This window comes from Pseudomonas sp. MF09156 (genome assembly GCF_059862305.1).
This window is the reverse complement of the sequence record NZ_JCBCUR010000016.1, coordinates 113246-125656: the sequence shown is the minus strand read 5'-3', so window position 1 is coordinate 125656 and position 12411 is coordinate 113246. Positions and strand designations below refer to the sequence as shown.

Below are 12411 nucleotides of genomic sequence, written 5' to 3'. Positions count from 1 at the left end.
CGAACTCAGCAGTGAAACGATGCATCGCCGATGGTAGTGTGGGGTTTCCCCATGTGAGAGTAGGTCATCGTCAAGATTAAATTCCGAAACCCCAATTGCGAAAGCAGTTGGGGTTTTGTTTTGGGCGATCGAAAACCCATAAGCCCGCAAGCAACTGGTCGCGCCCGCCAACTGCAACAAATGCGATTGCTGCTCTATGCTTAGTTGGCTTGACTCATTCTTAAGGACGGGAGGTAGGTATGACCACTGAACCTAAACCGCGCGATGACGCGGAGCAGGAGCGCGCCAGGCAGCGTCGCGAGGAAGAGAAGCCACAGACCTGGAAGCATCCGGATGACGGGACGGAGCTATCCGAACGCGATCAGGAACGCCCCCTGAAGCCATAACTGTAGGAACCGGCTTGCCCGCGATGGGCATAACGCTGACAGGCCCCCGCCGTCAAGCCGGCTCACAGGACATCGGCGTACACAACTCCACCAGCGTCCCATCCGGGCAGCGCACATAAGACACCACTTGGCCCCAGGGCTTGCTGCTCGGTGCTGATAGCTCGGTCGCACCTGCTGCCACAGCCTTGGCATGGGCGGCCGGGACGTCATCGGTCACAAATCCCAGTTCCACACCCAGCGGTTGCTTAGAAGAATGAGCAGCGACGTGCCCACCCTTGAAATTCAACTCCCCCAGTTCATGCGCGGCGAAGGACAAGGTGGTGCCTGCGGTTTCCAGCTCGCCATAGGTCCCAGACTCATGCAGGAAGCGTCGACTGAAGCCGAAGGCCGTTTCAAAAAACTGCAGCGACGCGGCGACATCCGGGACGTAGACGATGGTGTAGGCGAATTTCATGGCTAAGCGCTCCGTGCTTGAAAAAGATGCCTATTAGAGGAAGTGCCAGCAGGCTCGTCAACCTGCCGATACCAGCAGCGCCGTGGGAAACCCCGACGCCAAGACCAGGTACGCCACGATGGCGGCCAGGCACAACCCGATAAATACCCGCAGCAGCGTCCTGGCGGTTGGATGGGCGATGAACCTGATACTCCAGATGCACAGCCCGGCCATCAGGATGGCCAGGGCAAGAATGACCAGCACGGGGATGTTCTCGGTTGCCATGGAAGCTGATTTATAGTCCCAAATACGTGGGTTGGATAGTCGGCGCATAGACGCAGGCCCCGCTGTGTTCCTAAACTACCGACTGTCTTGGGCAGTGGGGCGCTTGCCATGAATCGCAATGAATTACGCAAGGCCGACATCAACCTGATGGTGGTCTTTGAAACACTGATGCTCGAGCGCAACGTAACGCGTGTGGCAGAGAAGCTGTTCCTTGGCCAGCCCACGGTCAGTTCGGCCCTCAACCGCCTGCGCACGCTGTTCAACGACCCGCTGTTTATCCGTGTCGGCCACCGCATGGAACCCACGGCGCGGGCCGAGGAGCTCATCCTGCATCTGTCGCCGGCCCTGGACTCGCTGTCGGCGGCGTTGAGTCTTACCCATGATTTCGACCCGTCTGTCAGTACCATGACCTTTCGTATCGGCCTGTCCGATGACGTCGAGTTCGGTCTATTGCCACCGCTGTTGCGGGCCCTGCGCACCGAAGCACCGCAGGTGGTGTTTGTGGTGCAGCACGTCGATTACTGGCGGATTCCCGATTTGCTGGCCTCTGGCGATATCACCGTCGGCATCACCCAGACCCGTGGCCTGCCGGCCAATGCCAAGCGCAAACTGTTGCGCCACATCCGTCCCAGCGTGCTGCGCGCCGATGCCTCGGACCAGGCGCTGACCCTCGACGAATACTGCGCACGGCCCCATGTGCTGGTGTCTCACACTGCTAACGTCGCGGGGTTTGCCGATGAGTGGCTGGCAGAGATCGGTCGCAAGCGGCACGTGGTGTTATCCGTGCCGCAATACAGTTCCTTACCGGCATTACTGGCCGGCACCGATATGATCGCCAGCCTGCCGGACTACACGGCCCAAGCCATGGCGGCGGCGGGCAACCTGTTTTGTGAGCCGTTTCCGTTCGATACACCGACCCTGGACCTGTCCATGGTCTGGCTCAGCCACGTTGACAGCGACCCCGCCGAACGCTGGATGCGCTCGCGGCTGGAAGCGTTCATGGGGGCGTGAGCGCGGCAAGTTAGGCGTTTGCTTCTCTTGCCACGTCCACTTTGCAACTGGCCGCAACCGCCGCCACCTGCTCGCGAAACCACGCGTTGGCGCTTTCCTGCTCGCTGGCATCGTTCCACTGCATCTCCAGGGTAAACCCCGGCAGGCCGTTGGGGGCTTCGCAATGGCCGAACTGTGGTTCCACGGCCAGCAGTTGTTGCACGCGCCGGGGTAGGGTGACGATAAAGTCGGTGCCGGCAATCATCTTCAGCGCCGCGCTGTAGCTGTTGGCCCGGGCGATGACCTGGCGCTTGTGAGCCTGGCGGCTCAGCCAGCCGTCGATCATGTTGGTGTCCGAGGTCCAGGGCGTGGGGAACACATGGCGCCGGGCCACAAAGGACTGCAGGCTGAACGCCGGCTCCCGGGGGGCCGCACGCTTGTCGAAGACGCAGACCAAGTCGTCTTCCAGCAGCATCTGGGTCCTGAGGTCCTTGTGCTCACGGTGAAAGTGCGGACCGAAGCAGATCACCAGGTCCAGGCGCCCGTCACGCAGCGCCTCGACAGGGATCTCGGTTTCCAGCTTCTGCACATTGACGATCACCGGCAGGTCGGCATGATCGAAGTGTTTCAACAATCTGGGCAGGATCAGTTGCTCGAAGTATTCGGGTGCGCAGAGGTTGAAGGTGACGGCTTTTTGCGTGGGATCGAACGTCTGCGCGCCCGCGTGGCACAGGTTGATGCTTTCGAGGATTTTCTGCACATGCCCGTACATGGTGCTGGCCTTGTAGGTTGGGCGCATGCCGGCACGGGTGTTGATAAACAGGTCGTCCTCAAAGCTGGTGCGCAGCTTTTTCAGGCTGTAACTGACCGTGGACTGGCTGACAAACAGGGTTTCGGAGACATCGGTGACGCTGCTTTGCTCATACACAGCGATAAACACCATCAGATCCTGCATATCGAGCTTTCTAAGCAAGTTACTGTTTAGCATTCGTTCCGTCCGTGAGCCTGTTGCGCGACCGCAGCGCAAACAAGACAAAATGTTAACGGAACGCTCGTCCCAATAGAAAGGTCTGTCGGACCTTTCTATGTTCATTGTGGGACAGATACTGTTTGGAACACGACGCCTTAACGAATATGCCGTGCATAGTGGCGCGGGTCGAAGCACAGGACTATCAGTAACATCACCCCCACCACCGCGGTGAGTGACCACCAGGCCCATTCGAAGCTGCCCAGTTGGTCGCGGATCATCCCGGCAATCAGCGGCGACACCCCAGCGATCAGGTAGCCGATGCCTTGCACAAACGCCGTCAGGCCACCGGCGCGGCGCGGGTTGTCCAGGTGGTCGAGGGACAGGATCAGGCTCATCGGGAACAGCCCGCCAATGCCCAGGCCCAGCAGGCATGGCCACAGCAGTGTGAAGTGTTGCGGGGAAAGGATCAGGCCGCAGAAGCCGGCGATGATCAGCACCAGCAGCACGGCCACCACGCCGCGCTTGTCCTGGCGTCGGTTGGCGATAGCCGGGGTGATCAGTCCGGAGACCACTTCCATGGCCGTCAGGAAGCCCAGCAGCAGGCCGGCGTTCTGTTCGCTCCAGCCCTGCTCGACGTAGTACGGCGCCAGCCAAGCCAGTACACAGGTGTAGGACGCGGTACCGAGGCCGAAGAAAATCGCCAGCAACCACGCGCGGCGATTGCCGAAAAACGATTCCTGCGGGCCGCTGCCGGCTTGGGGCAGTGGTGGCAACGCGGCGCGCTGGGCATACCAGAACAGCAGCGCCAACACGGCAAGCACCGCCCAGATCGCCAAACCCATCCGCCAACTGCCAGTCTGTACCTGGATGAATGGCGAGAACGACGCCGCCAATGCCGCGCCGCCCATGATCGCGGTGACGTACAAGCCCATGAACAGCGAAACGTTGTCACTAAAGCGCGACTTGATCAGCGCCGGCATCAACGCCTGGATCAGGGCAATGCCCACGCCGGCGGCGATGGCGCTGAGGATCAACTCGGCGGCAGAGTCGAGAAACAGCCGCGACAAGGTGGCAATGCCAATCACCACCAGCGACAGGGCAATGCTGCGATGCTCGCCAAAGCGTTTGCCCAGGCCCATGCCGAAGAACATCGCCAAGCCCATCGCCATCACCGGCAACATGGTCAGTAACGAAGCAGTGCTGAAACTCAGCGGCACATCGCCGCGGATCGACGATAACAAAGGGCCGACCGCCGCCATGGACGGACGCAGATTGAGGGCCACCAGCACGACGCTGATTATCAGCCAGAGGGCGGTAGTGGGTTTTGCGTGGACGTTTTCCATGGGCGGGCCTTGAGCGGACAAGGTCGCCATTAGGCGACCGCGCGGGCCCGGCGGCAAATCAGAAAGTCGCAGGAGCTATTGAAAAACTACATCTGTAGGAGCCGGTTTGCCGGCGATAGTGGTCTGTCAGATAAGCCGCCATCGCCGCCATCGCCGGCAAGCCGGCTCCTACAGGGTTGTGGGCTTAGTAGCCCACGGTGAAACGCTGGCGCGAATGCTTGGGTGTTTCCACTTCGTCGATCAAGGCAATGGCGAAGTCGGCAAAGCTGATCCAACTGCGGTTCTCGCTGCTCACCAACAGGTCATCCTGGCCCAGGCGGAACTTACCGGTGCGCTCGGTCTCGACAAACTCTGCCGAGGGCGAAAGGAACGTCCAGTCCAGCTCCTTTTCCTGGCGCAAGGTGTCGAGGAACGCTGCGCCAGCACTGGCCTCGGCCTTGTATTCGGCAGGGAAGCCTTCGCTGTCGATGACCCGCCCGCCACCCGGCAGTAGCAGCGAACCCGCACCGCCCACTACCAGCAGGCGCTTCACGCCGGCCTGTTTTACCGGCCCGATCACCGCAGGCGCAGGCAGGGTGGCGAAGTGCGCGGCGCTGATCACCACGTCGCTGCCGCTGATGGCCTGTTGCAGGGCTTGGGCGTCCAGTGCGTCCACCTGTTTGACGGTCAGGCCGGGACGCGCGGCGATCGCGCCGGTGTTACGGGCAATGGCCGTGACGGTGTGGCCGCGACGCAGGGCTTCTTCCAGCAGTTGGCTACCGGCACGGCCGGTGGCACCAATGATTGCAATCTTGCTCATGACGTTCTCCAGTGTGGGTAAGGGTTGGATCAAATCACCACTTCATTTCGCCCTTGGCGACTTTGGCGCTCAGCTCCAGGGAGCTTTCATCGGCCAGGTTCGGGTAGCGTTTTTTCATGGCTGCGATCAGGGCCGAGGAATCCTTGGCCTTGGCGGTTTCTACATCGAAAGCCTTGATGTAGTCGGCCGTAAAGGCGACAGCTTTGACCGAAGGCGTGCCCAGGTAGTGGCCGGGAACCACGGTGACCGGCTTGAGTTTTTCGATACGTTGCAGGGTGCCCAACCAATCGGCATGGGACTGTGCACCCTGGGTGTCGGCCATCCACAGGTGGATGTTCTGCGAGACCACCACGCCGCCGACCACGGCCTTGATCGACGGGATCCACACAAAGCTGCGGTCCGGCTGCGGGCCGTCCAGGCCGATGACTTCCAGCGATTGCCCTTCGAGCGTCAGGCTATGGCCGTCGAGGACTTGGGGAATGAGGGTCTTGGCGGGTTTATCGGCGCCCATTTTCGGGCCCCAGTATTCAATCTTTCCGGCAACGGTGGCCTTGATATGCTCGACCACCCGTTGTGGCGCGACGATCTTGGCCTGTGGGAAAGCGCTGGCCAGGGTGTCGAGGCCGAAGTAGTAATCCGGGTCGCCATGGCTGATGTAAATGGTGGTCAGCTGTTTGCCGCTGGCGCGGATCTTCTGCACCAGTTGTTCGGCCTGGCTTTTGCCGAACTGCGCGTCTACCAGGATCGCGTCTTTCTCGCCGCTGACCAGCACCGAACTGACGGGGAAGATCGCCGATTCACCTGGGTTATACACCTCGAGGGTCAGGTCGGCGGCGACGGCGTGGGCGGCAAAGCCAAGAACGGTAGTGGCCAGTACAAAGCGCTTGAGGGTAGTGAGCATGTTCAAGTCCAGGTCAGGGATGCCTTGGCAGGCGATGGACAGAGCTTAGTTGCACTGAACGCAGCAAAAAATGCGATGCTTGGACATAGTTTGTTTCTAAAACCGGGCAAATCATGGATCGTCTTCAAGCAATGCGGGTGTTTGTCACCGTGGTCGACCTGGGCAGCCAATCGGCCGCCGCCGATCATCTGGACCTGTCGCGCCCAGTGGTGTCGCGCTATCTGGCGGAGCTGGAAGACTGGGTGGGCGCGCGCCTGATGCACCGCACTACGCGCAAGCTCAGCCTGACCGCCGCTGGCAGTGAGACTCTGCCGCGTTGCCGGCAGATGCTGGAACTGTCCTACGACATGCAGGCCGCCGTCAGCGAACCGGACGACGCCCCTCGCGGCCTGGTGCGCCTGAGCGTCAGCACCTCGTTTGGCCAGGCGCAGTTGGCCGAGGCCATGGCCGAGTACGTCAAGCGTTATCCGCTGGTCAGTATTGACCTGCAAATGCTCGACCGCACAGTGAACCTGGTGGATGAGCGCATCGACCTGGCGATCCGCACCAGCAACGACCTGGATCCCAATCTGATTGCGCGTCAGTTGACCGTGTGCCGCTCGGTGATCTGCGCGTCGCCGGCCTACCTGCAGGAACACCCGCAGCCCCAGCGGGTAGAAGAGTTGGCGGAGTACAACTGCCTGACCCATTCCTACTTCGGCAAGAGCCTGTGGCACTTCGAGGAGAACGCTGAGCCCGTGTCGGTGCCGGTGCATGGCAATATCAGCGCCAATGAAGCCAGCACCTTGCTGCGGCTGACCCTGGCCGGGGCAGGGGTGGCGATGTTGCCGACCTATCAGGCCGGCGACTACATCCGCAGCGGCCAGTTGATCCGCCTGCTGCCCCATGCCGAACCGCGGCAGATGAACATGTATGCGGTGTATGCCTCGCGCAAGCACATGCCCCAGGCATTGCGCAGCCTTCTGGATTTCCTGGTCTTGAGGTTCCCGCCAGAGCCGCAATGGGACGTGGGGCTGTAAGCTCTATAAGGCGTCTGAATACCCGTCAATACTGGCAACTGGCCCTGGCTGGCCTATGCTCAATACAGCACCTTCTTGATCTGTCCGGAGGTTGATGCCATGACGATCAAAACCAGAAAGTACCTGACGATTTTTGCCCTCTGCGCCTTTGCCACGGCCCTCTATGGCACCGCTGCCTACCGCGCCGAACAGGCCCGCCTGCAACCCGGCATGGCTTCTGCCTGCAACCATGGGCAATGCACCTACTCGGCGACCCTGAGCGCACTGCGCTGACACGCAACCTGTTGCAGCAGCCGGCTTGCGGGCTCCTGCAACAGTGCGTAGGTGGTCGGTCAGTCCGCGTTCAGTTGTTCGCGAAATGCCTTGGGTGAAAATCCTACGCGCCTGCGAAACAATCGAGAAAAGTTCGTCGGGTCAGAGAACCCCAGCACGTCAGACATTTCATTAATGGTCATGCTCGTGTAGGTCAACAGACGCTTGGCCTCCAGCAGTTGGCGGTCGTGCATGATCTGCAACGCCGGCTGCCCGCCCAGCTCGCGGCAGGTGCCGTTGAGGTGCGACACCGAGATCCCCAGCTTGTGCGCCAGGTCTTCGATCTTCGGGTGTTCGCGGTAGTGCTGCTCAACCAACTGGGTGAAGTGCCGGAAGTACTCGCGGCCCCGAGGTGCCCGTGGATGGCGGCGTTGGATGGCCTGGCGGCTGATCCACACCAGCAGCACGCTGACCAGCGCGTGCATCATCATGTCCCGGGCCGGGAAGTCATCGGTGTATTCATTCTGCAAGCGGGTGAACAGGCTATTGAGGTAGTCACTGTCCTGGCCCGCCGGGTAGCTGCCCAGGGCGCTCAAGCCGTCTACCGCCGAGCCCAACTGGCCCTGCAGGTGCGCCACCAGCGGCGCGGCCAGTGTCACCACAAACCCTTCTACATCCTCGGCAAACCGAAACCCGTGCACACACAGCGGCGGCAGCACTTGCAGGGTCGATTCGGTCATCGTCGTGCGCTGGCCCTCGATCTCCAATTGCGCCTGGCCCTTGTACACATAGAGCAATTGGCACAGGTCCGCATGCCGGTGGGGCTGGATCTCCCACTGGTACTCGCGGCTGCGCCGGGAGATGGTCTCGCAATGCAGCAAATCCGGAGTCGGCCACTGCTGGCTTTCTCCGTAGAGTTTGAACACTGGAATCGCGGGACTGGCATTTTTGGTCATGTTTTTATCCGATACTCAGGACAGTGGTTCGGTAATCGCCCCGATTGGCGAAAAGCGCAGGCTTTGGCTCAGTTTTCACCTTCTTGTGGGGCTCACTCAAGGGAAAAATGCCAGTACCAAAACCAATGACAACGCTTTCACCGATAACGTTCGGGGGAAGCCGGCGGGCCATAAAAATAATGAAAACCCTAAAAACTCAAGTCGCCATCATCGGCGCCGGTCCTTCGGGGCTGCTGCTCGGCCAATTGCTGCATAACGCGGGGATTGAAACCCTGATTGTTGAGCGCCAGGCCCCGGACTACGTTCTCGGGCGAATTCGCGCCGGAGTGCTGGAGCAAGGCATGGTCGACCTGTTGCGCCAGGCGGGTGTCAGCCAGCGGATGGACGCCGAGGGCCTGGTGCATGAAGGCTTCGAGCTGGCCCTCAATGGGCGCTTGCACCACATCGACCTGAAGACCCTGACCGGCGGCAAGACTGTGATGATCTACGGCCAGACCGAAGTCACCCGCGACCTGATGGCCGCCCGCGAGCACGCCGGCGCGATCACCCTGTATGAAGCGCGCAATGTTCAGCCCCACGACCTTAAGGGCGAGCGGCCCTGGCTGACCTTCGAGCATCAAGGCCAGCAGGTGCGCCTGGACTGCGACTACATCGCCGGTTGCGACGGCTTCCATGGCGTGTCGCGCCAGTCGATCCCCGCCGATGTGCTCAAGACCTTCGAGCGGGTCTACCCGTTCGGCTGGTTGGGCATCCTTGCCGACACCCCGCCGGTCCACGGGGAACTGGTGTACGCCAAGCATTCGCGTGGCTTTGCCCTGTGCAGCATGCGTTCGCCCAGCCGCAGTCGCTATTACCTGCAGGTGCCGGCCGAGGAGTCGCTTGATGCATGGCCCGACCAGCGCTTCTGGGCCGAACTCAAGGCGCGCTTGCCGGCGGATCTGGCGGCCAGCCTGGTGACCGGGCCTTCGATTGAAAAGAGCATCGCGCCGCTGCGCAGTTTCGTGGTGGAGCCGATGCAGTACGGGCGCCTGTTCCTGCTGGGGGACGCCGCCCATATCGTGCCGCCCACCGGCGCCAAGGGCCTGAACCTGGCGGCCAGTGACGTGAGCACCCTGTTCACCCTCTTGTGCAAGGTGTACCGGGAAGGGCGCGTGGAGCTGCTGGAGAAATACTCCCAGATCTGTTTGCGGCGGATCTGGAAGGCCGAGCGGTTTTCCTGGTGGATGACCTCGATGCTGCACCAGTTTCCCGAGGCGGATGGCTTCAGCCAACGGATTGCCCAGAGCGAGCTGGAGTACTTTGTCGAGTCGCAGGCTGGACGCGAAACCATTGCAGAAAATTACGTCGGGCTTCCTTACGAGGCTATCGAATAGCCGGCTATCGAGTAACATGGCGGGCATTGCCGCTTGCCTGCAGGTTCTGTCGTGACCCAATCCACACCCTCTGTACGCAGTGTCCTTGCGGCCCTGATGTTGGCGATTTTCCTCGGTGCGCTGGACCAGACCATCGTCGCCGTGTCGATGCCGGCCATTTCTGCGCAGTTCAACGACGTCAACCTGCTGGCCTGGGTCATCTCCGGCTACATGGTGGCGATGACCGTGGCGGTGCCGATCTACGGCAAGCTTGGCGACCTGTATGGGCGGCGGCCGATGATGTTGATCGGCATGGGCCTGTTCACCGTGGCCTCGCTGTTTTGTGGCATGGCGCAAAGCATGGAGCAGTTGGTGCTGGCGCGGATCCTCCAGGGCATCGGTGCGGGCGGGATGATTTCGGTGAGCCAGGCGATCATCGGCGACATCATTCCGCCCCGCGAGCGTGGGCGTTACCAGGGTTACTTCAGCAGCATGTACGCCGTTGCCAGCGTGGCCGGGCCGGTGTTGGGCGGCTATATGACCGAGTACCTGTCGTGGCGCTGGGTATTTTTGATCAACCTGCCATTGGGCGCGGGCGCCTGGTGGGTGGCCCATCGCACGCTGGTGGGGCTGCCGGTGCCACAGCGCAAGCCGATCATCGATTACCTTGGCACGGTGCTGATGATCATCGGCCTGACCGCGCTGTTGCTGGGCATCACTGAAATCGGCCAGGGCCATCATTGGCGCGATGATCAAGTACTGGGCCTGCTGGCCTGTGCGCTGGTGGCGTTGACGGTGTTTGTCTGGCATGAGCGCCGGGCGCGGGAGCCGTTGTTGCCCATGCACCTGTTCGCCAACCGCAGCGCGGTGTTGTGCTGGTGTACGATTTTTTTCACCAGCTTCCAGGCCATCTCGCTGATCGTGCTGATGCCCCTGCGCTATCAGAGCGTCACGGGGGCCGGTGCCGACAGCGCCGCCTTGCACCTGCTGCCGCTGGCGATTGGCTTGCCCATGGGCGCGTTCTTTGCCGGGCGCATGACCTCAGTCACCGGTCGCTATAAACCGATGATCCTTACCGGTGCGCTGCTCACGCCGATTGCCATCCTCGGCATGGCCTTCAGCGCACCCCAGTCACTGATCCTCAGCAGCTTGTTCATGGTGCTCAGCGGCATTGCCTCGGGCATGCAGTTCCCGACTTCCCTGGTGGGCACGCAAAACTCGGTGGCGCAACACGACATCGGTGTCGCTACCAGCACCACCAACCTGTTTCGCTCCCTGGGTGGCGCGGTCGGCGTGGCGTGTATGTCGGCCTTGCTTTTGGCGTTGTTGCAGGACTCGAGTTTTGCCCACCTGGCCAGTGGCTCGATGATGGCCGAAGGCAGCTCCGGCAACGTGCTGCTCGATGGCCTCAACGCGGCTCCCGGCCCGGCGCAGGACGCCTTGCGTGGGGAGCTGTTGAGGACCTTCCGGCATTTGTTGATGATCAGCGCGGCGGTGTCGCTGCTGGGGCTGGCAGCGGCGATTGCGATGCCCAACCAGCTGTTGCGCGGGCGCGAAGACAAGGCGCGCTAGCGTAGGCGCCGGCCTGCTCCTACAAGGCGTGCAGTTGCGCGCTTACGGGCTGTAGTAACCCACCGCTACCAGAAAATGCCCGCTCTTGCGCAGATAGGCATGCTTGTTTTCCACCTTGCCGGTCACCGGGTTTTTCCAGCGGTATTCATATTCTCCCTGACCCTGCTCCTTCATCAGTGCCAGGATCGGTTCACCCACGGGCTTGCCGTCCGGGTCCTTGATCTTGGCGAAGTCGGTGTTGATCAGGCGCAGGTTGGTGCCGTGGGCCACATAGCGCCCGGTATCCAGGTCGACCACAAACACATACAAGTCGTCCTGCAAAAAGCCGCCTTGCAGCGCATTGATTGCCTTCAACGTGCCGGCTTCGTTTTTCTCCAGTTCCCTGACTGCCTTGTCCCGCAGGGCCTTGGCCTGCTCGGGCGTAGCCCGGGGCAGGTAATAGCCGACGGCCAGGATGCGCTGGCCGATACGCTGGTAGAACACATGCTTGCGTTCCACCTTGCCGTCGTTCCAGTTCTGCCAGCGGTATTCGGTCTGTTGGATGCCATTGCCTTCCGGGATCTTCAGCGCGTCCTTGAACGACTGGCGCAGGTCCGGCCCGAGCACTTCGGACACGTCGCGACCGATCAGCGCCGAAGATGGGCCACCACTGGCCAGCAGCACGCCCTTGGTATCGACCACGAACACATAGCGGTCCTTGTCGACAAACTCGCCCTGGCGGCTGAAGGCGGCGAAGGCCTTGTCACCGTTGTCGTGGTAATAAGCCAGGGCCTTCTCCAGCAGCGCCTTGGCGGCCTGGGCGTCCTGTTCATGGGCGGTTGCGGCCTGGGCCTGGCTGAAACCCAGCAACAGCAGCAGCCAGGTGGCGCGGAGCATTCCCTTCATTGACCCATCCCTCGTTCTTGTAAATGTCCCCACAGCGTAGACGGCTGTGAGCTATGCATGAATATTCAGCAAACGCTGTAAGTCTCTTCTAAATGTTTAGTGAAGTCCCATGCAAACTCCATCAAGACTGAATTTAATGGCTTAACCCGGCGTGTGACGCTGGCGCTTATCTCTTCACTGTGATCCCTGCATGGACGGTTCCCCCGACACTCACCCCGAGGCCTCGCCTGGCGCATCAACGCCCAGCCGCCCGGTGTGTCGGCTGGGC

Annotated in this window: 14 protein-coding genes and 1 rRNA gene; 7 read left to right on the top strand and 8 right to left on the bottom strand. The window is 61.4% G+C overall.

Annotated features, from left to right (window positions below; genetic code table 11):
* Together rrf and AC19YY_RS25345 are read left to right on the top strand one after the other, a co-directional pair.
* A 5S ribosomal RNA gene (rrf, locus tag AC19YY_RS25350) occupies positions 1-76 on the top strand; the annotation flags it as partial.
* A gap of 163 nt (positions 77-239) precedes the next feature.
* Positions 240-386 carry a hypothetical protein gene (locus tag AC19YY_RS25345; RefSeq protein ID WP_169955542.1) on the top strand — a complete coding sequence of 49 codons (147 nt, stop codon included), beginning with the start codon at positions 240-242 and terminating at the stop codon, positions 384-386.
* Between the two features lie 52 nt (positions 387-438).
* On the opposite strand, the gene AC19YY_RS25340 is transcribed toward AC19YY_RS25345, so the two are convergent.
* Together AC19YY_RS25340 and AC19YY_RS25335 are read right to left on the bottom strand one after the other, a co-directional pair.
* Positions 439-840, bottom strand: coding sequence for a VOC family protein (locus AC19YY_RS25340; RefSeq protein ID WP_170057675.1), 402 nt, complete (start codon positions 838-840; stop codon positions 439-441).
* Between the two features lie 57 nt (positions 841-897).
* Positions 898-1104: a hypothetical protein gene (locus AC19YY_RS25335; protein WP_178121219.1), complete on the bottom strand. Its 207-nt coding sequence runs from the start codon at positions 1102-1104 to the stop codon at positions 898-900.
* 108 nt (positions 1105-1212) lie between these two features.
* On the opposite strand from AC19YY_RS25335, the gene AC19YY_RS25330 reads away from it, so the two are divergent.
* Positions 1213-2115, top strand: a complete 903-nt coding sequence (locus tag AC19YY_RS25330) for a LysR substrate-binding domain-containing protein (RefSeq protein ID WP_169955544.1) — start codon at positions 1213-1215, stop codon at positions 2113-2115.
* 10 nt (positions 2116-2125) lie between these two features.
* On the opposite strand, the gene AC19YY_RS25325 is transcribed toward AC19YY_RS25330, so the two are convergent.
* The 4 genes from AC19YY_RS25325 to AC19YY_RS25310 form a co-directional block, all read right to left on the bottom strand.
* Complete coding sequence (locus AC19YY_RS25325; protein ID WP_169955545.1) at positions 2126-3082, bottom strand: LysR family transcriptional regulator; 957 nt, start codon at positions 3080-3082, stop codon at positions 2126-2128.
* A gap of 137 nt (positions 3083-3219) precedes the next feature.
* Positions 3220-4407: a cyanate transporter gene (locus AC19YY_RS25320; RefSeq protein WP_500605058.1), complete on the bottom strand. Its 1188-nt coding sequence runs from the start codon at positions 4405-4407 to the stop codon at positions 3220-3222.
* A gap of 184 nt (positions 4408-4591) precedes the next feature.
* On the bottom strand, positions 4592-5206 hold the full coding sequence (locus AC19YY_RS25315) for an NAD(P)-dependent oxidoreductase (RefSeq protein ID WP_432755175.1): 615 nt from the start codon (positions 5204-5206) through the stop codon (positions 4592-4594).
* A gap of 34 nt (positions 5207-5240) precedes the next feature.
* Positions 5241-6107 carry an MBL fold metallo-hydrolase gene (locus AC19YY_RS25310; protein ID WP_500605057.1) on the bottom strand — a complete coding sequence of 289 codons (867 nt, stop codon included), beginning with the start codon at positions 6105-6107 and terminating at the stop codon, positions 5241-5243.
* A gap of 113 nt (positions 6108-6220) precedes the next feature.
* Here AC19YY_RS25310 and AC19YY_RS25305 point away from each other — a divergent pair, with 113 nt between their 5' ends.
* Positions 6221-7126 carry a LysR family transcriptional regulator gene (locus AC19YY_RS25305; protein WP_169955549.1) on the top strand — a complete coding sequence of 302 codons (906 nt, stop codon included), beginning with the start codon at positions 6221-6223 and terminating at the stop codon, positions 7124-7126.
* A gap of 99 nt (positions 7127-7225) precedes the next feature.
* Positions 7226-7399, top strand: a complete 174-nt coding sequence (locus tag AC19YY_RS25300; RefSeq protein ID WP_169955550.1) for a hypothetical protein — start codon at positions 7226-7228, stop codon at positions 7397-7399.
* 59 nt (positions 7400-7458) lie between these two features.
* Here the strand turns inward: AC19YY_RS25300 and AC19YY_RS25295 are convergent, their stop codons facing one another.
* Entirely contained in the window at positions 7459-8334 is an 876-nt protein-coding gene (locus tag AC19YY_RS25295) for a helix-turn-helix domain-containing protein (RefSeq protein ID WP_500605056.1), read from the bottom strand.
* Positions 8335-8513: 179 nt separating this feature from the next.
* Here AC19YY_RS25295 and pobA point away from each other — a divergent pair, with 179 nt between their 5' ends.
* Both pobA and AC19YY_RS25285 read left to right on the top strand, forming a co-directional pair.
* The gene (gene pobA, locus AC19YY_RS25290) at positions 8514-9707 is read left to right on the top strand and encodes a 4-hydroxybenzoate 3-monooxygenase (protein ID WP_169955552.1); all 1194 of its coding nucleotides are present in this window, start codon (positions 8514-8516) and stop codon (positions 9705-9707) included.
* A gap of 33 nt (positions 9708-9740) precedes the next feature.
* Complete coding sequence (locus AC19YY_RS25285; protein WP_170043245.1) at positions 9741-11258, top strand: MDR family MFS transporter; 1518 nt, start codon at positions 9741-9743, stop codon at positions 11256-11258.
* A gap of 42 nt (positions 11259-11300) precedes the next feature.
* Here AC19YY_RS25285 and AC19YY_RS25280 read toward each other — a convergent pair whose 3' ends face one another.
* Positions 11301-12143, bottom strand: coding sequence for a cache domain-containing protein (locus AC19YY_RS25280; protein ID WP_500605055.1), 843 nt, complete (start codon positions 12141-12143; stop codon positions 11301-11303).
* Between the last annotated feature and the right edge of the window lie 268 nt (positions 12144-12411).

Coding starts and splice junctions, on each gene's coding strand:
- AC19YY_RS25345 (WP_169955542.1), top strand. CDS start 240: ATGACCACTGAACCTAAACCGCGCGATGACGCGGAGCAGGAGCGCGCC.
- AC19YY_RS25340 (WP_170057675.1), bottom strand. CDS start 840: ATGAAATTCGCCTACACCATCGTCTACGTCCCGGATGTCGCCGCGTCG.
- AC19YY_RS25335 (WP_178121219.1), bottom strand. CDS start 1,104: ATGGCAACCGAGAACATCCCCGTGCTGGTCATTCTTGCCCTGGCCATC.
- AC19YY_RS25330 (WP_169955544.1), top strand. CDS start 1,213: ATGAATCGCAATGAATTACGCAAGGCCGACATCAACCTGATGGTGGTC.
- AC19YY_RS25325 (WP_169955545.1), bottom strand. CDS start 3,082: ATGCTAAACAGTAACTTGCTTAGAAAGCTCGATATGCAGGATCTGATG.
- AC19YY_RS25320 (WP_500605058.1), bottom strand. CDS start 4,407: ATGGAAAACGTCCACGCAAAACCCACTACCGCCCTCTGGCTGATAATC.
- AC19YY_RS25315 (WP_432755175.1), bottom strand. CDS start 5,206: ATGAGCAAGATTGCAATCATTGGTGCCACCGGCCGTGCCGGTAGCCAA.
- AC19YY_RS25310 (WP_500605057.1), bottom strand. CDS start 6,107: ATGCTCACTACCCTCAAGCGCTTTGTACTGGCCACTACCGTTCTTGGC.
- AC19YY_RS25305 (WP_169955549.1), top strand. CDS start 6,221: ATGGATCGTCTTCAAGCAATGCGGGTGTTTGTCACCGTGGTCGACCTG.
- AC19YY_RS25300 (WP_169955550.1), top strand. CDS start 7,226: ATGACGATCAAAACCAGAAAGTACCTGACGATTTTTGCCCTCTGCGCC.
- AC19YY_RS25295 (WP_500605056.1), bottom strand. CDS start 8,334: ATGACCAAAAATGCCAGTCCCGCGATTCCAGTGTTCAAACTCTACGGA.
- pobA (WP_169955552.1), top strand. CDS start 8,514: ATGAAAACCCTAAAAACTCAAGTCGCCATCATCGGCGCCGGTCCTTCG.
- AC19YY_RS25280 (WP_500605055.1), bottom strand. CDS start 12,143: ATGAAGGGAATGCTCCGCGCCACCTGGCTGCTGCTGTTGCTGGGTTTC.